Source organism: Levilactobacillus angrenensis (assembly GCF_003946085.1).
In the GTDB taxonomy this organism is placed as follows: domain Bacteria; phylum Bacillota; class Bacilli; order Lactobacillales; family Lactobacillaceae; genus Levilactobacillus; species Levilactobacillus angrenensis.
Genome location: NZ_RHOB01000020.1, coordinates 22834 through 42732, shown reverse-complemented (window position 1 = coordinate 42732; position 19899 = coordinate 22834). Strand labels below are relative to the sequence as shown.

At 46.5% G+C, this 19899-nt stretch carries 17 protein-coding genes; 5 read left to right on the top strand and 12 right to left on the bottom strand.

Annotated features, from left to right (window positions below; genetic code table 11):
• The first annotated feature begins 565 nt into the window (after window positions 1-565).
• The 3 genes from EKM83_RS10810 to EKM83_RS10800 all read left to right on the top strand — a co-directional run bounded on the left by EKM83_RS10810 (window position 566) and on the right by EKM83_RS10800 (window position 2802).
• Window positions 566-1084 carry a transcriptional regulator gene (locus tag EKM83_RS10810; protein ID WP_125577323.1) on the top strand — a complete coding sequence of 173 codons (519 nt, stop codon included), beginning with the start codon at window positions 566-568 and terminating at the stop codon, window positions 1082-1084.
• 171 nt (window positions 1085-1255) lie between these two features.
• Window positions 1256-2077 carry an ABC transporter permease subunit gene (locus EKM83_RS10805; RefSeq protein ID WP_125577321.1) on the top strand — a complete coding sequence of 274 codons (822 nt, stop codon included), beginning with the start codon at window positions 1256-1258 and terminating at the stop codon, window positions 2075-2077.
• Window positions 2077-2802, top strand: coding sequence for an ABC transporter ATP-binding protein (locus tag EKM83_RS10800; protein WP_125577319.1), 726 nt, complete (start codon window positions 2077-2079; stop codon window positions 2800-2802). Before EKM83_RS10805 ends, EKM83_RS10800 begins: the two co-directional genes overlap by 1 nt.
• Window positions 2803-2858: 56 nt before the next feature.
• On the opposite strand, the gene EKM83_RS10795 is transcribed toward EKM83_RS10800, so the two are convergent.
• From EKM83_RS10795 to EKM83_RS10755, 9 genes are all read right to left on the bottom strand, one after another.
• Window positions 2859-3728: an arginase family protein gene (locus EKM83_RS10795; protein WP_125577317.1), complete on the bottom strand. Its 870-nt coding sequence runs from the start codon at window positions 3726-3728 to the stop codon at window positions 2859-2861.
• Window positions 3729-3769: 41 nt separating this feature from the next.
• Window positions 3770-4501 carry a MerR family transcriptional regulator gene (locus tag EKM83_RS10790; RefSeq protein ID WP_125577315.1) on the bottom strand — a complete coding sequence of 244 codons (732 nt, stop codon included), beginning with the start codon at window positions 4499-4501 and terminating at the stop codon, window positions 3770-3772.
• 189 nt (window positions 4502-4690) lie between these two features.
• Complete coding sequence (locus EKM83_RS10785; RefSeq protein ID WP_125577313.1) at window positions 4691-5833, bottom strand: glycerate kinase family protein; 1143 nt, start codon at window positions 5831-5833, stop codon at window positions 4691-4693.
• A gap of 10 nt (window positions 5834-5843) precedes the next feature.
• Window positions 5844-6749 carry a dihydrodipicolinate synthase family protein gene (locus tag EKM83_RS10780; RefSeq protein ID WP_125577311.1) on the bottom strand — a complete coding sequence of 302 codons (906 nt, stop codon included), beginning with the start codon at window positions 6747-6749 and terminating at the stop codon, window positions 5844-5846.
• Window positions 6750-6768: 19 nt separating this feature from the next.
• Window positions 6769-8097, bottom strand: a complete 1329-nt coding sequence (locus tag EKM83_RS10775) for an enolase C-terminal domain-like protein (RefSeq protein WP_125577309.1) — start codon at window positions 8095-8097, stop codon at window positions 6769-6771.
• 86 nt (window positions 8098-8183) lie between these two features.
• Complete coding sequence (garR, locus tag EKM83_RS10770; protein WP_125577306.1) at window positions 8184-9065, bottom strand: 2-hydroxy-3-oxopropionate reductase; 882 nt, start codon at window positions 9063-9065, stop codon at window positions 8184-8186.
• Between the two features lie 210 nt (window positions 9066-9275).
• The gene (locus tag EKM83_RS10765; protein WP_164505658.1) at window positions 9276-10709 is read right to left on the bottom strand and encodes a DASS family sodium-coupled anion symporter; all 1434 of its coding nucleotides are present in this window, start codon (window positions 10707-10709) and stop codon (window positions 9276-9278) included.
• Between the two features lie 54 nt (window positions 10710-10763).
• Window positions 10764-11216: a YhcH/YjgK/YiaL family protein gene (locus EKM83_RS10760; protein ID WP_125577302.1), complete on the bottom strand. Its 453-nt coding sequence runs from the start codon at window positions 11214-11216 to the stop codon at window positions 10764-10766.
• 29 nt (window positions 11217-11245) lie between these two features.
• Complete coding sequence (locus EKM83_RS10755; RefSeq protein ID WP_125577300.1) at window positions 11246-12196, bottom strand: hydroxyacid dehydrogenase; 951 nt, start codon at window positions 12194-12196, stop codon at window positions 11246-11248.
• A 561-nt stretch (window positions 12197-12757) separates the two neighbouring features.
• Between EKM83_RS10755 and EKM83_RS10750 the strand changes: the two genes are divergently transcribed.
• Window positions 12758-13816 carry a CdaR family transcriptional regulator gene (locus tag EKM83_RS10750; protein ID WP_125577298.1) on the top strand — a complete coding sequence of 353 codons (1059 nt, stop codon included), beginning with the start codon at window positions 12758-12760 and terminating at the stop codon, window positions 13814-13816.
• Between the two features lie 291 nt (window positions 13817-14107).
• Here EKM83_RS10750 and EKM83_RS10745 read toward each other — a convergent pair whose 3' ends face one another.
• Genes EKM83_RS10745 through EKM83_RS10735 form a run of 3 tightly spaced genes read right to left on the bottom strand, consistent with a single transcriptional unit; the run spans window position 14108 to window position 17776 of the window.
• Complete coding sequence (locus EKM83_RS10745; RefSeq protein WP_125577296.1) at window positions 14108-15094, bottom strand: aliphatic sulfonate ABC transporter substrate-binding protein; 987 nt, start codon at window positions 15092-15094, stop codon at window positions 14108-14110.
• Window positions 15091-16617: an AMP-binding protein gene (locus EKM83_RS10740; RefSeq protein WP_125577294.1), complete on the bottom strand. Its 1527-nt coding sequence runs from the start codon at window positions 16615-16617 to the stop codon at window positions 15091-15093. Before EKM83_RS10740 ends, EKM83_RS10745 begins: the two co-directional genes overlap by 4 nt.
• Complete coding sequence (locus EKM83_RS10735; RefSeq protein WP_125577292.1) at window positions 16598-17776, bottom strand: acyltransferase; 1179 nt, start codon at window positions 17774-17776, stop codon at window positions 16598-16600. The genes EKM83_RS10740 and EKM83_RS10735 overlap by 20 nt, the downstream gene beginning before the upstream one ends.
• Before the next feature lie 336 nt (window positions 17777-18112).
• Between EKM83_RS10735 and EKM83_RS10730 the strand changes: the two genes are divergently transcribed.
• On the top strand, window positions 18113-19855 hold the full coding sequence (locus tag EKM83_RS10730; RefSeq protein ID WP_164505657.1) for an aryl-sulfate sulfotransferase: 1743 nt from the start codon (window positions 18113-18115) through the stop codon (window positions 19853-19855).
• Window positions 19856-19899 lie beyond the last annotated feature (44 nt).

The window sequence follows — 19899 nt, the reverse complement described above, 5'->3', positions numbered from 1 at the left end:
TCCGGCGAGTTGGCGATTATCAGCAACACTGTCTTAGTTAAAGATTAGTTGCCCAATCAATCGCCACCTGTGGCTAAACCAACTGTTACTAGCAAGCACACTTGTAGCCGAGAGTCCGCCAAATATGGGTTCAGCCGTGGGAGTTGTCTTAGCGGCGTGGTTCATGCCGCTTAGACAACTAGCGTCTTTGAGACGTGACCTTCGGCTCAAAGCGAGGCCGAGACCGGTTCTCAGGCTCGGTCCGGTCCGCCCACCGCGTTCCAACCCATAGTTGGCTGACGGTAGGCGGCCAGTCCTTACTAGGATGCTATAAACGACTAATTTTTACGTCATCAGTCGCGTGGTAACAGTGCTTCTAACTGATATTTATCTTTCAACCCTCAGTTTAATAGTATTTCTTGACTAAACTTGTTATTTCACAGTAACAAACCAAATTATTTTTATTTAAGTCAATGTACGTCAAATTTAATATTGGCCCTGACTTCACTCAACTCGAATCTTACCATCCACAAGGAAAGCCACTCAACATCACTTGGTTCTCCCATCCCTAGAAAAGAGGCCTCTCATGAAAATCATCAACTACGTCACGTCAACCAATATCACTGGCAACAAGATTGCCTATACCGTCATTGCAGTTCAAGAGACTGCCATGATTGCCGGTGACCCCCTGGAAAATACACATTATTACTGGGTTACGGCTGGTGCCGACCTAAACGACACCGCTAATTATCTGGAACCGCTCGATCAGATTGAACAGAACTTGGACACTGATTATCAGCTTTATCGGGAACAATATGGCTTTTTATTCCCAGAAGAAATCAAGACTGCCCGCGCAAAACTGGGGTTAACGCTCCGTGAAACGGCGTTATTGCTGGCTATGAGTTCTAGTACGCTATCCAATATTAAAAATAACCTGGTCGTACAGTCACTCGATCAAGAGATCAAGTTACGCCTGCTCACCCAACCGGCCGCACTCGCCCAGCACGTTCGCCAACACCAGCAACTGTTTGTGTCACGGGCCATGCAACAGTCGCTCGATGCTAGAAAACTATTCGCCAAATTACACCTACCACTACCCCAATGACGGTCCAGCGAGCCTCCCACCCCACCTTTCTAAGAAATTCTTATTTAACACTTAGAAAACGGCAATAGTTGTGACCCAAAATTACTTGTAAACTACGGGTAGGCTGGCGGTAAGTATCAATCCCGCCGCATCACTTAATTTTGATTATTCCTGCCTAGGAGGCTCATTTTCATGCAAAAAACTGTTGCACTGTCCCCCGCGCTTCCGCCGAAACCGAAGACGCGGTCCTTCTCATTTAAAGGGTTCTTGCCATTTTTAATTCCCGTACTCGTCGTAGCCATCTGGCAACTCAGTAGTAGTCTGGGCTGGCTGTCGACCAACATTTTGCCGTCACCGTGGGCCGTCTTACAAGATGGCGTCAAGCTGACGCAAAGTGGCGAACTGCCGAAGAACATGAGTATTAGCCTGTATCGGGCAACGTTAGGCCTGGTCATCGGTGGGGGCTTGGGCTTCGTCTTAGGCTTTGTCAACGGGATGTCCAATACCGCACGCCTGCTGTTCGACTCTTCAATTCAAATGGTCCGCAACGTGCCCCATTTGGCGCTGATTCCACTGATCATCATCTGGCTGGGAATCAACGAATCTGCCAAGATTTCGCTGGTAGCCATCGGGACCATGTTCCCGGTCTACATCAACACCTTCAACGGGATTCGCAACGTGGACCCGGACCTGATTGAAATGGGTCAGTCCTACAATTTATCCAAACGTGAACTCTTTCAAAAAATCATCTTCCCCGCTGCCCTGCCACAAGTGCTAGTCGGCGTGCGCTACGCCTTAGGGGTCATGTGGACCACTTTAATCGTGGCCGAAACCATTTCCGCCAACTCCGGTATCGGCTACATGTCAACCAACGCCGAAGACTTCGTGGACATGGAAACGGTCATCTTGTGTATCGTGATCTACGCCATCCTCGGGAAGATTTCTGACCTGGTCGCCAAGAGCTTTGAAACGCTCTTCCTCGACTGGCAGACGCTGGGAAGGAGCAGTAAGTAATGACGACAAAACCAGAAATTACCATCGACCACATCGGCAAGGACTACGGTCAAATCACCGCCTTGGGCGACGTTAGCTTTAACATCGAACCCGGCGAATTTCTCGCGCTGGTCGGCATGAGTGGGGGCGGGAAAAGTACCCTGCTGCGCATGATTGCCGGCTTGGAAACACCCACGCGCGGTCAAGTCTTGTTCAACCACGAGACCCGTGAAGATTCCGCGGTCGTGATTCGCGTGATGTTTCAAGAAGACCGGCTGTTGCCGTGGATGACGGTGCTCGACAATCTGTCGTTCAAGAGCCACGACGCCCAGCAACAGGCCGAAGCCAAGAAGCTCTTGCACCTGGTCGACCTCGACGAATACGCCCAACAGTTCCCGAACCAATTGTCCGGTGGGCAAAAGCAGCGGGTCGCCTTGGCCCGGGCATTGATGTCCCATCCCCAAGTCTTGTTGCTCGACGAACCCCTGGGTGCCTTGGACGCCTTGACCCGGCGGAAAATGCAGGACCTGATCCTACACATCTGTGAGCAACAACAGCTCACGACCATCCTGGTCACCCACGACGTCAACGAAGCCGCCCGCATGGCGGACCGCATCGTGGTCATGAAGCACGAGACCAACTACGCCGAATTCAACGGCCCCACCGACCGCCACGACGCCGGCCAAGTCGGCCTGGTCGCCGAAGACGTGTTGGACGCAATTTTACATGATAAGGTTGAATCTTAGAATTTGAAAAACCCCCAGTCGCTGGCAGATTGCCGGTGGCTGGGGATTTTTGACGCTTATTTAAAAATCGAAATCTCGCTTAACGCATGCCGCAGATTAATCGCATCCCACGGCATATGCTCGGCAATGCTGAAGCCCACGACATCCGCGTGCTGGCTGACATCCTGCATGACCCGCACAATTTGGCGCAAGGCCAGCTGACCAACAGCGGCCCCGAAGTTATTCACATCCGTGTGCGGTTGCGCCGGTAAGATGGACCGGAAATCAGCCGGCGTCAAGACGTCCAGATCCAGATGAACCGCCAGATGGGTCAGCTTTTCGGCAGCCAGCCAATCCAGAATCGACTGACTATCACTGGCCAGCTCTTCCGGCGTAGCGTAGCGAATCCCCAACGTGTCGACCGCTTGATCCATTGGCCGCAACGCCCGGTGGTCTAACCCGCCGTACATCAACTGACGTGGCAAAATGGGATGAGCGACCGCTTGACTGAAGTCTGGGTCCCCCTTGCCCAGCAGGTTGGCGACGACCATTTCATGCGCGTGTTGCGACGTACTAGGATCCGCAATATCCGGATGGACGTCCAACCACAAGACCCCCAAGCTCTCACCGTACTTGCCGCTAAGGTAATCGAAGGGCGCTTCTGAAATAGAACAGTCACCGCCAGCCGTAATCACCCGGTCTGGTTGTTTGACGGCCAAAATTGACTTGGTCTCGGCCATCTGCCGCAACAAGATGGGCTTACCAGCCACACCGTCCGTCGCCGTTTGACTGGCTGCTAAATCCGCTGAGACCGGCACGTGAATTGTTTCGGCCTGGTCATCTGGCGGCAAGATTTGTGCCAGTAGTTCCGCTCCAAACAAATAATCCGGATTGACGCCGCCTTGCCATTGCGGCAAGATCAAACGTACGGTTCGTTGCTCATTCATCAAAATTCCACCCTTCTGTGAACATCTTAACTAGTCACAGTTTAGGACAATTTACTTGATTCAGCAAACACTTCGACACAGTAATCCGTTTGGCCACAGTGCGGGCAAGTCAGTTTACGAGTTCGGGGACTGTGCCCTGCCCAAAACGCCTGCCAGAAACGCGGTTTAAAGGTCGTGTGACAGTGAGGACAGGTGTAGGCCACCTGTTGGAAATAGTGACGGGTCAAGCCCGCGGCGACCACGATGGCCACGACCATCACCCCAGCGAAGACCCACCAATTGCCGGTAAGCCAGGCATAGACCAGTCCAGCAATCTCCAGCGCATCCATCAGTAACCCACCAGCGACTAGTCGGCCGTGCACCCGCTTCAAAGACTGTTGATTATTCATCAGTCGATCCATGTCTTTAATGGATTTGAGGGACAAACCCGCCGCACCCGTTAAGCTTTGTTGGACCGCTGTCACCGTTCGCAACTGCGTCGTCGCTTGGTCGCGTTCCCGAGTCAATCGCTTGGCTTGTTCTGCCAGGAGCAATTCCAAAACCGGTTGCGCATTGTCACTCGCCAGAATTTCGCGAATCGCGGCTAACTTCAAGCCCATACTCTTCAGTAGTAAAATCAGCTTGAGCGTGTCTGCATCCGCCTCGGTATAAATGCGCCGACCACCGTCAGTCGTGGCGGTTGGCTTCAGTAAGTGCTTTTGGTCATAGTACTGGAGCGTCCGCACCGAAACCCCGACGCTTTTAGCAAGTTCGCCCGTCGTGTAAGTTGACATGAATCTCACCTCCTGAGTCTAGTTATAGCGGATGACGCGGCGTGATGAGCAAGGATTTTCTGATATTACATTGAAATAACCCGGGAAATATTAAAATAAGCTAATATTTCCCAGGTTATTAACGCGAATTGCCAATTAAAGCAATCTTGTTACGTATTTATCTGAAGGATCAAATCGTATTGCTCTGAACTAATCAATAAGAACTCGATTAAGGTTGAAAGCTCGCATTGCCGTATACCCCGCTTGGGTTAACAGCGGCCGTACATTAGCAATTGCGCGATTCACACTCATTGGCGATGCTGTCGATGAAAGAACCAAGTCGACGCCTGATGCATAAACCGCTTGAATATTATCCCCAATGCTACCAGCAATTAAGATAACTGGTAACCCATGTTGCTTTGCCAGATGTGCAATCCCTATTGGTGCTTTTCCCATTAGCGATTGGCCATCAATCTGGCCTTCACCAGTAATTACTAAATCCGATTTAGAAATTCGTGCATCTAACTTAACTAGTCGCATAATTTCCTCGATACCTGGCTTTAATTGACCACCAAGAAAACTAAGGATTCCAAATCCAGTCCCACCAGCAGCACCGGCACCTGGAACTTCACCGCAGTCAATAGTGAGCTGAGCCTGCAATGTTTGATCTAACAAACTTAGCCCCTGATCCAGCAATTGAATCATTTCTTTATTAGCACCTTTTTGAGGGCCAAAAACCTTAGCAGCACCTTGGGGACCAGTTAATGGATTAGCTACATCCGTTAACCCTACAATAACTGTGTTCTTTAAACGCTGGTCCATTTGAGATAGGTCTATATGATCTAACTGCATTAATCCATTACCACCATAAGCTAACTCATGGTTGGCGCTGTCATAGAAGTGTCCACCGAGTGCTTGAGCCATCCCAATGCCGCCATCGTTGGTGGCACTGCCACCGAGACCAATATAGATTTTAGAAGCACCACGATTCAAAGCAGCTTGAATCATTTGGCCAACACCATAAGTCGTCGTCAACATGGGATCAAGATCACTCTTGGCTAGATTTAATCCAGCGGCTTCAGCAACCTCAACAATCGCCGTCTCCTGATCAATCATTCCCCATTGGGCTTCAACCGTCTGGCCTAGCGGACCAACAACTGAAGCTGTATAGGCTTGACCGCCGACAGCAGCTAACACGCTATTGACTGTGCCTTCGCCACCATCTGCAATTGGAACGGTTGTGACCTGAATTGTAGGGTCAGCTTGGTGAGCCCCCGTTGCGATATAATCAGCTACCTCGTTTGACGTTGCACTTCCTTTAAACGAATCCGATGCAATTAGTACCCTTGTCATAAGAAAAACCTCAATTCGTGGTCTTAGTCCCCACCAGTTTATCAATTTCCGTCTTCATGCCGTCAAGTACTTCTTGGTTAGATGGCAGACTTGGGAGGATTGGCTTACCGACATTCATGCCAAGCAAATTAGCCATATCCTTAGTTGCTACTGGGAAGCTAGCCTTATTTTGAACCAGTCGTGCTGGATTAAACTTATACTGTGCTTCACGAGAACCCTTGTAGTCACCGGTTTCGAACTTGTCGTAAATATCAACAACTTCTTTGACTAAGCCGTTAGCCGTTGAGCAGACACTGCCCCATGAACCTGCACACAATCCTAAGTAAATTAATGTGTCTTTACCAGTGAACGCACGGAACTCAATATCTTGTGTTAACCGAACAACTTCACTGAAGTAAGTCATGTCACCACTGGAATCCTTAACACCAATAATGTTTTCAACATTGTGGGCTAAGTCACTAACCAAGGAGGCATTCAAGCGGTAGCCCACCCGTGGGTTATTGTACAACAGCATTGGTAAGTTTGGCACAGTATTGGCAATCGTCTTAAAGTGGCCATACAATTCCTCATCAGTTGGCTTGAGGAACATCGGTTGCAGAACAGAAATCCCGTCAGCACCCAGCTTTTCAGCCAGCTTGGCCAATTTAACCCCATGGCTGGTCCGAATTGGACCCATTCCGAAGAAGACAGGAACTCTACCGTTTGTTTCGTCAACGATGATCTTAAAGATTTCAGTCATTTCTTCATCAGTGAACATGTAGAATTCTGAATTACTACCAAATGCCAAGATACCTTGTACACCACCATCAATAACGTGGTCAACAACTTCTCGCAGTTTAGATTCATTCACACTTTCATCATCATTTACTGGAATCAGCAACGGTACAATAATACCTTTAATTCGACTAATGTCCATAATTATTTTCCTTCCCTTTCTAACGAACTAATGCCGGCTTTTTAGGATCAAAATGCCAGTTAGGAATCAAGTATTGCATGGTCTTGGAATCATCCCGAGCACCTAGGTTCTTTTCAATATAGAGTTTATTTGCTTCCTTGATTGCCTCCAAATCAATTTCAATACCTAAACCTTCGTTAGAAGCCGGTACCGTAAGTTGGCCCGCTTTAATTTGATAAGGATTTTTAGTCAAATTTTGACCGTCTTGCCAGATCCAATGCGTATCAATCGCATAAATATCACCAGGAGCAGCAGCTGCTGTATTAGCAACCATCGCTAAGGAAATATCAAAGTGATTGTTAGAATGAATACCCCAGTTCAACCCAAATTCATGACAAAGTTGAGCAACCCGGACAGAGCCTTCCATAGTCCAAAAATGCGGGTCAGCTAACGGGACGGAAACGCTATCTAAGGCAATAGCATGAGCCATCTGCCGCCAGTCTGTATCAACCATGTTAGTAGCCGTGGGTAAGAATGTCGCTTTCCGGAATTCTGATAGGATTTCACGCCCAGAGAAACCGTCTTCCGCACCGCAAGGGTCTTCTGCATAGGTCAATATTCCTTTAAGTTCAGATGCATAATGAATCGCCTTTTTCAGTGACCAAGATCCATTTGGATCAAGATCTAACTTAGCCTGTGGAAAGGCCTTATGCAATGCTTTAATTGCAGCAACTTCTTGTTCACCATCGAAGACACCGCCCTTAAGCTTAAAGGTCTTAAACCCATAACGGTCATAAGCAGCTTGTGCTTGCTTAACAATAGCTTCTGGCGTCAAAGCAGGCTCACGTCGTACGCGGCCCCATTCGTCAGAATCATCATCATGACTGATGTAGTCTAAATCTGTCTTCGATTTATCACCAACGTAAAAAAGATATCCTAAAACATCTACCTTTTCCCGTTGTTGACCATCACCTAATAGCGCAGCGACTGGCACGTGTAAGTGTTTGCCCAAAAGGTCCAAAAACGCTGCTTCGACTGCCGTCACGACATGAATAGTTGTCCTCAGATCAAAAGTTTGTAATCCGCGACCACCAGAATCTCGATCCGAAAATTTGTCTCGAACGGTTTGTAAAACATCTTTATATTCACCTAAACTTTTACCTAGAATCAACGGCTTAGATTCATTCAACGTATCAGTAATCTTCTTGCCACCGGGAACCTCGCCAACACCAATCTCATCTGTATCTGTAGTTAAAATAACGATGTTTCTAGTAAAGTATGGTCCGTGTGCCCCACTTAGATTCAATAACATACTGTCATATCCGGCAACCGGATATACGTCCATTTTAACAATCTTAGGAATTGACATATTACCCTCCCTTTCACATTTGGCGTAAAAGAAAAAGGGATGTCCTAAAATCCCATTTCCTTTAATTGCCAGATTAATTGTTCTAACTATTCAATAGTCAAATCGTTCATCTTTTCGTAGAACTTAGCAATAGCTGAATGGTCATCACTACCATTACCGTCGTTCTTAACAGATTGCAAGATTTCCATAACTTCAGCAGTCAATGGTAACCCAACGTGCAATGAGTGAGATGTATCCAAGGCATTTTGCAAGTCCTTGATGTGCAAATCAACACGGAAGCCTGGTTCGAAGTTCCGAGCAATCATCATTGGCACCTTAGCATCCATAACCGTGCTACCAGCTAAGCCAGTGTGGATAGCATCAAAGACCATCTTTGGATCCAAACCAGCTTTCTTAGCAAGGGCAAACCCTTCACTGACAGCAGCGATATTTAACGCAACAATGACTTGGTTAGCTAACTTCGTCGTGTTACCAGCACCAACAGCACCAACGTAGGTGACAGAACCACCCATGACGTCTAACAATTCCTTGTTTTTGTCAAAGAGATCCTTGTCCCCACCAACCATGAAGGCAATAGAACCATCGATAGCTTTAGGTTCACCACCTGAAACAGGGGCATCCAAGAAACCAACGTTTAATTTAGCCAAGCGCTTAGCAAATCCTTGGCTAGCCAATGGGTTGATTGAACTCATATCAATAACCGTCTTGCCGGCACTCAATCCTTCAGCCACACCACCTTCATTAAACAGAGCGGCTTCAACGTTAGGTGAGTTAGGAACCATAGTGAAGATGATATCGGATTTTTCAGCAACAGTCTTGCCATCCTTAGCGGCGGTAGCACCAAGGTCTACTAATTCCTGCACAGCGTCATCTTTAAAGTCGAAGACAGTCAGGTCGTGGCCTGCACGAACCAAGTTCTTTGCCATTGGCTTACCCATAATACCTAATCCAATAAATCCTAATTTCATAATAAATGAACCCCTTTCAACTTTTCTACACTTATGAGTATAAGATAAATTTCACACAAATATATTACCCAAAGTCTCTAACTTACTACAGATTATTTGTGCAATTAAACAAATAATATCGCTTTCATACTTTGATAGCTGCAACTTTATCGGTCAATAGCGAAAATTGGTTCACTCTACAGCTACCTGCAGAGTGAACCAACTTTCCTTTTACCAAAGTCCCAGAATCTTCCACCAAGTAAACCCAACAAATCCCCAGATAACAAAGTTCATGAGTAACATCTCAAGTCCCAAACGCCACCAAGTTCCTTGCTCAACATAGCCGCCACCAAAGTAAACAGCCGCTGGACCTGAAGCATAATGCGTCAACGTTTGATAAAGAACTGTACAAATTCCTAATGACATAACTGCCAAGAATGGTGGTACACCAATCCCGATAGCCACAGTTAGGAACACTGGGTACATTGCCAAAAGATGAGAAATTCCGCTAGCAAAACCATACGTAGTTGCAATAAAGATAAAGATTAAAATTGCTAACCCCAATGGCCAACTAATGCCATGGAGATCTCGTGCAACGTAACGCGCAAAAATCTTAAAGAAATTCATTTTTGATAAATTATCAGCTAAACTATACATACCACCCATCCAGAACATAACATCCCATGCTCCTTTTTCAGTGGTAATATCCTGCCATTTCAAAATGCCAGTTAACGTCATCAACGACAGTCCAACTAAAGCAACCACCGTTGAACTTAAACCAGTAATCCCTGTAGTTGCCCAACCAATAATGGTAATCGCAAAAATCAGTGATAATAGCTTTTCCTCGGCACTCATTTTTCCCATATCACCCAGAGCTTGTTGCGCAGCAATACGCGCTTCAGGTGTTTTTTTCATAGTCGGTGGGAAAATTTTATATAATACCCAAGGCGTTGCAATAAACGCAACTAGCGCCGGAACTGAAGCCATCAGAAACCAGGAAAACCAGGACAAATGAATATTAGCAATCTTTGCCGCAAAAGTTACCACTAGCAAGTTCCCTGCGCATGCCGTCATCGTCAGCCCACTTGCAATATTATCATTATGTACCAGGGACATAATAAGATAGGCCCCAATTTTACGCGGTTCTTTATCAGGTTCAGAACCTGCAACGCTCGCAATACTTCGAACGATTGGATACATAATTCCACCAGAACGAGCAGTGTTTGAAGGAACAAATGCACTGATAATAAGGTCCCCTAACGACAGCGAATAACTTAATTTCAAAGAACTTGAGCCAAACCGAGCCATTAAAAAGTAAGCTATTCGACGCCCAAGACCAGTCTTAATTAAACCACGAGAGAATAGAAATGCTGAAACAATCAACCAAATCGTATCTGAACTGAATCCTTCAAAAGCTTCTGGAACTTGTAAAATGCCTGTCACCATCGTCGCGGTCAACGCAATCAGTGTAACAACGCCTGAAGGAAACGGACGCAACATAAACCCAAATGCAGTGGCAACAAAGATGGCAAATAAATGCCAAGCGTTGACTGAAAACGCACCTGGAACTGGAATAAACCAGATAATTATTCCCAATACAACACTAATCAATACCGAAATCCAACGTTTCTTATTAAATGATTTTTCTTTCTTAGCATCTTCCAAAACTGAGAACCCCGTTTCATATTTGATGATCCTTAATTCTGCTTAGCGACCCACTTAAAGCTTAACTTTGAAAACACACTTCTTTAAATGGCTAGGTTGTTCAGTCACTTGAATACCTGTTTTATGACCGTCCTCAGGATAACAAATTAAAATTTCGTCAGGTCTCAGAGATAAAGTAACATTCTCACTTCCCGTCAACGTCGCCTTATCTTTCTTGATATTATATTCAAGACGCTGCATGTTAGAAGTATCATTTAGGGCCAGTCCTTCAATCCCTGAAGCCAATACGTGGACATCAATATATTTATCATGACTTTCCCAAGAGCGGTTTTCAGCATTCTCTGTATCATAGCTCAAAACATTCACATAAAAGTTATTACCGTCAATTTGATGGCTACCTACTTCTAACTTTGAAATATCATGACTCTTCACATAATCCAGGACCAACTTAGTCTTGTCATCATATAATTTGTTTTCTTCAAAACTTTTAATCGTATCGTAAATCATAATGTCATCTCCATAAATTAATTATCAATCTATTCTTCAACAAGCACTTGATTAACCGGCCACTTAGGCTTGTTACCTGATAAAACTCGATCCACTTCCATTGCTGCATGTAAAGCCATTCGATCCATTGTTTCACTCGTATTAGAAGCAATATGCGGTGTCAAGGTAACGTTTTCTAAATTAAACAGAGGACTATCCATTGGTAGCGGTTCTTGAGAGTACACATCAAGCGCTGCACCAGCGATTTGTTTTGCTTCAAGCGCCTCTATTAAAGCGCTTTCATTAATGACACTACCTCGCGATAAATTAATCAAATAAGCTGAATTCTTCATCAGCTTGAATTCACCTTCGCCAAACGATTCCTTTGTTTGATCATTGGCAGGTAAATGTAGCGAAACAAAGTCCGATGTTGTCAGAAGTTCCTCACGAGAAACCAACTTACCAATTTCCGTTTTCGAAACAAATGGGTCGTAAATCAAAATGTTCATGTCTAAACCTTGAACTTTTTTAGCAAACATCTTTCCAATCTTACCGTAACCAACGATTCCTAAAGTTTTACCCTCTAGATCCATTCCTTTATGTGAGTTTTTATAAAAGAAGTCATCATTAGCCATATGATTAATATCGTTCTTTAAATTCTTAGCAAGCGCCAATAATAAACTTGTCGCAGTTTCTGCTACTGAACTCGCATTAGCTAGTGGTGTATTAGTTACCCATTTTCCAGCTGTCGTTGCCGCCTTCACATCAACGTTATCAAAGCCTACTCCGTGTCGCGCAATAATTTTTGCACTTGGCAAGCTATCAATAATATCTTTTCCAAATTCTGATGTCCGTAAGATAATTCCTTCTGCATCTTTCCCTTCTTTTAAGATTGTCCGTTTGTCAGTTCCCGTTCCCACGACTACGCTATACCCCTTGTTTACCAAGTACTCCTTACCTACATTGGCAATGTCTTCTGGAATATACACAACTTTTGTCATACCTTACTACACTTCTTTCTTTCCAAAGTTCAGAAGAGACATAGGCCTAACACCTCTTCTGTAAAAAGTGAAATTATGAACACACTCATCTAGAAAAATTTCCAGTTCGTTTTTACAAGTCTTAGTGTATTACATAAGTAAGTTCATTCATGTATGCAGTTGCACAAACTTTAAATATCAAACTTTGGTTAAACACTCAAGTTAGCCAGATACTTCTCTTGTACCAACCACTTCAGTATCCCTTAAAAGCGTGATATATCTCCTTTTTAGACATTTCATATTTTCATTTAACCACATTGATCACCTACAATTTTCAAGTATAATCAGAGCCTACCCGTAGTAAATCAGCTTGAAAAAGTTGCACTTATGCGTTTAGAATAATGGAGGCGGTTACATTATCGATAATCAACATATCCAGTCATTTTATATTACGGCATTAGCCAATGTTTTGTCACTTGCACAACTTTGCTAGACCAAATTAGTTGATTAGTTGTGACCGCTATATTCACACCCTGTCTAATTATCGACTATATTAAGTTATGAATGAAGGTAGGTAATCTTATGAAAATTGATCCAGCATTAGCGCAATCTATCGTTAACAAAATGATGGCCCAAATTCCTTATAATGTTAATCTAATGGACCAAAATGGCTATGTTATCGCTAGCGGGGATAGCTCTAGAATCAACACACTACACGTGGGTGCACTCGATGCTATTGAGCAGAAAAAGACGCTACCAATGGCCCGATCATTCGGACAGCATGGACAACCCGGAATAAATATGCCAATCTTTTTCGATAACGAAATTGTTGGCGTTATCGGAATCACAGGCGATCCGAAAAAGGTTACTCCTTTGGCCTCTCTGTTAAGAATCGCAACAGAATTATTGCTAAGTCAAAATGAAAGTAATTTAAGAGAAAAGCAAAGAGAAAATACACTTAATCGATTTCTTTATCAATGGTCGCAAGTTACAAGCAATATTGAAGCAAAAACTGAACTTCTCTTAGAGGCCAGTCAATTAAAAATTGACATTCTAAAACCACGAACCGCAATTGCTATTGAGAAGCAAGACCTCCCTATGGGAATTATGGATGGGACCGATTACAAGGTGATTCTAGATGCTAAGACAACGATTATTCTGACTAGATTAAAAGACACCATTGAACGTCTTGTTAAGTACTGCCAAGCCAAAAAAATTCGAATCGGAGTTGGTCTAGCAACCAAAGATATTGGCACATCTATTCATCAGGCAACACAAGCACTCAAGATTAGTACAATCTTTAATCGTTCAGACCAAATTTATTATCAACAAATCGCTTTTGTCGATAAGCTTTTAAGTAGTGAACTACCTCTCCCTTCGCTTGAAATCACATTTAAGAAAGAACATAGATCCGAATCTGGTAATGAACTCATTCAAACTCTTAGTACATTTATTGATAACAATGGAAGTATGGTTAATACTGCAAAAGCGCTACATATCCATAGAAACACACTTAGCTATCGCCTAGAACGCATCAAGGAAATCTTTAATCTTGATCCACGTAACACGGTAGAATTATTCGAACTTTATCTTGGATACCTCTACTTCATGAATAATCTTTATCACATTGAACTTAAATAAGGATTTCCTTCTAGTTTTTAATAACTGTTAAAAGTTTTCGCTTCGGCACCACCTCTATCCTCAAAATACGATTTGGCTGTTTCTTGTTTTTCTTATCTCACCATCATTTATCATCAGATAACCTTAAACATCCCTTAACTTTCCCAAAATCCCGCACAAATCACCCGCCAATTTCGTTAGTAACAGTAACGGCCCCTTTTTGGCAAAGCCAAAAAGGGCTGAGTGATCGCCACTCAGTCCTCCTAATCAGAAAAAGGCCGCCAACTCACTGATTGGCGACCCCTGCCTAACCTACTTCAAGTAGGTCACGGCGCTTTTAACGTTAATTTTCTTGGTCGTAATGCCGTTCTTATAGAAATTATCGGCCATTTCTTGTTGTTCCTTGATAACACTGTTGTACATGCCGCGAATGCTGTAGCGACGGCGGTCCACCATCTTTTTCACGACTGACCTCTTCAGTTTCAGCGACTTGCTGAGCATGGTCGTCAGTTGTTTATGGTGGGTATCAGCCCAGTGCATATCGTCTTCCAAGTAATCCACCAGGTACTTCGACACAGTCTTATGCGACTTGGCATAGGTCTGCATGGACAAAATGTAGTCCCGGTTATTACTCATGCCGACCCCATTACTCAGGGCCTTGGCGTTTTGCGTCAGCTCTGCTTGGGCCGTATACGGATCCCAAGTGACCCACGCATCGATTTTGCCCTTGGCAAAGGCGACACTGGCCGCTGATTGGTCCATGTTGACCCAATCGACGTCATGAACCTCCAGACCGGCCTTGACCAGCAGTTGGAGCAGCAGGTACTGGGAACTGGTCCCCTTGGTGTAGGCAATCTTCTTGCCCTTCAAATCCTTCAGGGAATTGATGCCACTGTTCTTCTTGACCAGGATACCCGACCCCTTAGCCTTCGTGGACCCCACGCCGACGTAAGCCAGCTTGGTGCCCGCGGATTGGGCCGTAACGGGCGGCGTATCCCCGGCTCGGGCATAGTCGATACTTCCGGATTTCAAAGCCTGCATCAATGCGTTCCCGTCTTGGAATTGCTTGAGCACCAGCCGGTAGCCCTTGGCTTTCATCTTCTTGACCAACTTGCCACGTTGCTTGGCGATATCAAAAGGATCGCCCTTCTGATACCCAACCGTCACCGTCGTCAAGCCGTTGGTGTGGCTGCTTTTGGCGCCGTCCGTTTGTTGGTAGCCGTAAAAGGCCACACCAACCCACAAGACCAGCACGATGCCGACCAGCCATTTTAAAAATGTCCGCTTGGTCCGACTCATGCGCTAGCACCCAACTTCACCGGATCGTTAACGACCAGGTCGCGCAACTTCGGCCGAACGACCTTCCCCGTCGCGTTACGTGGGTAGTCGCGAACGAAGAGGACGTGCTTGGGTTGTTCGTAACCGGCCAACGCCTTCTTGGCTTGGTCGAAGATGGCCTGTTCTTGGTCCGCTTGACTGCCGCTGTTTGGCCGGCTGATAACGACCGCCGTCACAGCTTCACCGTACAGGTCGTCGGGCGTCCCAATGACCGTGATTTCCTTGATGAAGTCCAGTTCACTCAAGACGTTTTCCACCCGTGCTGGGGCGACCTTTTCGCCACCAACGCTGATGATGTCCTTCTTCCGGCCGTTGATGTAGAGGTAACCGTCGTCATCGAAGTAACCCAAATCACCAGTCAGGAACCAGCCATCCTTGAAGGAATCTGGATGGGGATCAAGGTAAGACTTGATGACGTGATCACCCCGCACCGCAATCTCACCGGATTGACCGGGTGTCGTAGTAAATTTACCGTCGATCAAGATGGCCATGTCAGTGCCCACGGGTAACCCCACGGAACCAACCTTCGGCTTATCAAAGGGATTCAACGTGCATTGACTGGCAGTCTCGGTCATGCCGTAACCTTCCAAGATGCGCGTGTGGTACGTGTCTTCGAAGTCGGTCAGCTTTTCGAGTGGCAAGGAGAAGGAAGAACAACGTACGAAGCGCAAATGGGTTTGGTCGTTGTAAGCCGCCTTGGCCTTGTCGTTTAAGAGCAGGATGTTAATGATCGTTGGGACCACGGAAGCCCAAGTGACACCGTTGTTTTGAACCTGTAGCCAGAAACGACTCGCGGAGAACTTCGGCGTGATGACCATTTTACCGTCAGACAGGCGTGTCGATAAGACGGAGACGACCTGTGCGTTGATGTGGAACATTGGCATGGTAATCAGCGTCGTGTCGGCGGCCGTTAACCGGTGGGCGTCGATATCGTGTTGGGCGCCGTGCCGAATCAAGTCATGGGTCAAGCCAACCCGCTTAGGCTTACCAGTCGTCCCAGACGTGTGCAAAATCAAGGCCAGATCCTCTTCGGTTGGCGTTGCGGCCACGTGACCGGCTACCTGGGTGTCGCGAATGACCGTCAAGTTGTCGGCCGTGTTTAATTTCAAATCAGCCCGTTGCGTCTGCCGGTCAGCTAACACGGCGTCGACTAAGTCATCGGCCACAATAACAGCGGCGTAGTCGTGTTCCTTCAAGTCAGCTAACATTTCTGCCGCTGGTGTGTTGGCCGAAACCGGGTTCATGATGGCGCCGATTTCCCAGATGGCTTGCGTCAAGACGGGATACATCCCCGAGTTTGGCAGGCAAACGTAAACCACGTCACCGTGGCCCACGTGCAGGCCGCGTAACTGGTCGTCGAGTTGATCGACGTCAGCCGCGAGTTCCGCACCGGTATACCATTGGTCGCGGGCCTCATCCTTGATGATTTGGTCGTTAGCGTGCATTTTTAATTGATTGGTTAATTTAAGCGTTACTTTTGACATGTGAACGTGCTCCTTTCGAGAACAAGTGCCATTGGGGCCGGCCAATCAGGATACCGAATGGCGGTACCTTGAAGCAGAACCATGAAATCAGCAGCGCACCACCGGCTACGAACAGGTAACCGACAGGCAGCAAGAGTAGTAAGACCCAAGCGGGCAAGCTGATGTGGGCCAAAATGGCATTTAAGGCAAAGATCGGTAAACTTTGACAGAGATAAATCCCGAAGGAAACCTTGGAGAAGGCCTGAATCAGGTTGTCTAGCCAGTCTGGTAAGCCGTGTTGGCGCGCTTTGGCGTACTGCAGGCCGAACCAGAGAACAAATAAAATCATAAAGCAGTCGTAAATGAAGATGAACGGCTGGTGCACGGAGAAGACGGCTTTGCGGCTCAACTGTAAGATATCGCGGTCACCGAAGAATAAGAAGACCGTGCCAATCGCCAGTAGGCCCGCCATCCAGTTGATGAACTTGTGGTTCTTCTCAATGAAGGCCACCACGTCGTCGTAGTGAATGGCCACGAAGCCCCCCACCACGAAGTAGAACTGGTAAACAAATACGTTGTTGCCGTAAGCTCGGAACCACCACAGCCAATTGCTGGTATCAATGTGGGGCAACCAGTACTTGATCCCAGTGATCAAGAACAACTGCACGGCCCCACTGATTCCAATGATGGCCAGATGGTGGGTCGGCAATTTCTTGAACATATACACGATTGCCGGGAACAGCAGGTACAGCTGGAAAGTCACCACAATATAATACATGTAATACTCATTCCCATACTGCAACGCGTTCCCCAAATGGGCCCAATATTTCGGCCAATCAATGCCGCCACTCGCAATCAACGTCGCCACGATCATGATGATCGCGTTCCAGGCAATATAGGGGATCCCTGAACTGATGTAACGTTTCTTCCAAAAGCGCAGCCATTGATGGTCACGGTTGTAATAATTGAGGACCAACACCAACCCCGTCATGAACATAAAGCCCATCCGGGTAAAATGCAGGGCCAAGTGGGTCGCTTCCAACAGTAATTGACTATTCGTGGTATCGACTAAGCGGTTCTCAAATGCCGTCGTGGTGTGATTGAGCAACACCCCACCGATAAACATGACCCGCATGAGATCAACTTCATGTAAATACCGCCGTTTTTTCCGTTCGGCCACGGTCTCACCTCTTCTAACGGGTCGCCCCGTAATTAATACGTCTTTAGTTATATCATCTGATTAACCCTGACGTCCTGATGGTTTTCTAAACAGAAAATAAGAATTTCTTAGATAACGTTATTTCTTGCTTAAAAAGACCAGTCAAGTTTTACATTACGCTTTATAATCCGCTAGTTATAGTAGAATTCATAAAGTTCACAATTTGTTCACAAAAGAGTCAGTTTTTATTAACAAAGTGCCGTCGGCAAAAGTGTTATATTGTTAAGTGTTACATAGCGTTGGGGGAGCTTGGTCTTAGTGACCACTCCCCCATTTTTTCGACAATTTTTAAAGGAGATGGCTCATTTGCAATTCAAACACCCCCGGATGGTAACGCTTGCTGTTGCCTCCCTGGCAGTTCTGACAGTCGGTTTGGCCGGTTGTTCTAGTTCCGAGAGCGCGTCAACCTCATCGGCGGCGAGCTACAAGATCAAGACGAATAAGTCCGTGTTGACGGATACCCAGATCAAGAAGAATCTGGATACCAAGCTCATCACGACGCGTCAAGACAGTCAGAAAAGTTTGACCGCAACCTATAAAGCAGCAGCGCAAAACAGTAAGTACACATTGGACAGTCCTTACGTCAAGGTCAACCCGTACAAGACGTCCCCCCTGTCCGCCTTAGTGACATTTAAAACGAAAGACGCCGAAAAGGTCAGCTACACGGTCGTGGGCAAGTCCGACAAAACGTCGATCACCAACACCGTTAAGGGTGGCTACACCACGACGCACCAAGTTCCGGTCGTCGGCCTGTACGCGGCTACCAACAACACGGTGAAGATTACCGCCACCAACAAAGATGGCAAGACCCAGACCAAGACGCTGAAGATGCAGACGGGTAAATTACCGACCTACGTCGCCAACGCCACGATTACAACTAAAAACGTGGACAAATCTAAGATGGAAATCGGCAAAAACAAGCTGACCATCATGAACCGGACCACCAAGCAACCCTTTGCGATTGACGCAGACGGCGCCGTGCGGTGGTACAGCACCGACTACTCCCAACACACGATTGAACAGTGGACAGGCGGTCACATCATGATGCTGTCGAAGAAGGACGTCAACTCCGACGTTTATAACGATTTACTTGAAACCGACTACTTAGGTCGGGTCTACAAAGAATACAGTTTTGCCGCCAACACCAGTAGTTCTGACGCCGCCAGCATCAGTAAGGCTGCGGCCAAGGCCAACAGCGAAACCACGGTCATTCACCATGACTTGGTCGAACTGCCCAACCATAACTTCTTAGCCACCGTTTCTGACGGGTCCAAGTACAAGGAAGACACCATGGTCGAAGTTTCCCACAAGACGGGAAAAATAGTGAAGGTCATCGACATGAAGAAATTATTGCCGAAATCCATGTGGACCAAGTACGCGAAGGGCGCCGACGGGAAGATTGACTGGCTCCACCAAAACGCCGTGGACTATGACAAGAATGACAAGTCCATCGTCATTTCTAGCCGGAACCAAGACATGATCATGAAGCTGGACTACAAGACCGACCACATCAAGTGGATCTACTCTGGTAAGAAGAAGTCCACTTGGCCTAAGGCTTATCGGCCATACCTGTTGAAGCCAGAAAAGGGCACGGTCATCACCGGTGGTCAACACGGGATCTACCTGTTGAACAACGGCGGTAAGAACTCCGCGAACAGCGAAGACTTCCTGTTGTACGACAACAACATTGCCGTTACGAACGGGAATAAGCAGACGTCTGGGAAGTACTCCCAAGCCGTGCAATATCACGTGGACGCCAAGAAGATGACCATCAAGACGACCTGGTCTTACGGGAAGTCACTGGGGAAGGACAATTTCACCTACGTCATCGGTTACGCCGAACGGCAGCCAAATGGCAACACGCTGATTGACTTCGGTTACAAGCACAACGGTGCGCAAAGTAACGTCATCGAAGTCACCAAGTCAGGCAAGCAAGTCTTCAACGCCACGATGAAGAGTGCGGCGGACAAGGCCTACGCCTACCGGGCTTACCGGGTACCATTCTACAGTGCCGATTACCAATTTGACGCTACAAAATAATATTTTGTTTCACGTGAAACACCCCTGAGAATTTTTCTCAGGGG

Bases quoted from the DNA above. Each gene is read 5' to 3' on its own strand.
- EKM83_RS10790 (WP_125577315.1), bottom strand. From the start codon at position 4,501: ATGTCAACTTACACGACGGGCGAACTTGCTAAAAGCGTCGGGGTTTCG.
- EKM83_RS10795 (WP_125577317.1), bottom strand. From the start codon at position 3,728: ATGAATGAGCAACGAACCGTACGTTTGATCTTGCCGCAATGGCAAGGC.
- EKM83_RS10800 (WP_125577319.1), top strand. From the start codon at position 2,077: ATGACGACAAAACCAGAAATTACCATCGACCACATCGGCAAGGACTAC.
- EKM83_RS10760 (WP_125577302.1), bottom strand. From the start codon at position 11,216: ATGATTTACGATACGATTAAAAGTTTTGAAGAAAACAAATTATATGAT.
- EKM83_RS10780 (WP_125577311.1), bottom strand. From the start codon at position 6,749: ATGGACATTAGTCGAATTAAAGGTATTATTGTACCGTTGCTGATTCCA.
- EKM83_RS10775 (WP_125577309.1), bottom strand. From the start codon at position 8,097: ATGTCAATTCCTAAGATTGTTAAAATGGACGTATATCCGGTTGCCGGA.
- EKM83_RS10785 (WP_125577313.1), bottom strand. From the start codon at position 5,833: ATGACAAGGGTACTAATTGCATCGGATTCGTTTAAAGGAAGTGCAACG.
- EKM83_RS10730 (WP_164505657.1), top strand. From the start codon at position 18,113: ATGGCTCATTTGCAATTCAAACACCCCCGGATGGTAACGCTTGCTGTT.
- EKM83_RS10750 (WP_125577298.1), top strand. From the start codon at position 12,758: ATGAAAATTGATCCAGCATTAGCGCAATCTATCGTTAACAAAATGATG.
- EKM83_RS10810 (WP_125577323.1), top strand. From the start codon at position 566: ATGAAAATCATCAACTACGTCACGTCAACCAATATCACTGGCAACAAG.
- EKM83_RS10740 (WP_125577294.1), bottom strand. From the start codon at position 16,617: ATGTCAAAAGTAACGCTTAAATTAACCAATCAATTAAAAATGCACGCT.
- EKM83_RS10745 (WP_125577296.1), bottom strand. From the start codon at position 15,094: ATGAGTCGGACCAAGCGGACATTTTTAAAATGGCTGGTCGGCATCGTG.
- EKM83_RS10755 (WP_125577300.1), bottom strand. From the start codon at position 12,196: ATGACAAAAGTTGTGTATATTCCAGAAGACATTGCCAATGTAGGTAAG.
- EKM83_RS10805 (WP_125577321.1), top strand. From the start codon at position 1,256: ATGCAAAAAACTGTTGCACTGTCCCCCGCGCTTCCGCCGAAACCGAAG.
- garR (WP_125577306.1), bottom strand. From the start codon at position 9,065: ATGAAATTAGGATTTATTGGATTAGGTATTATGGGTAAGCCAATGGCA.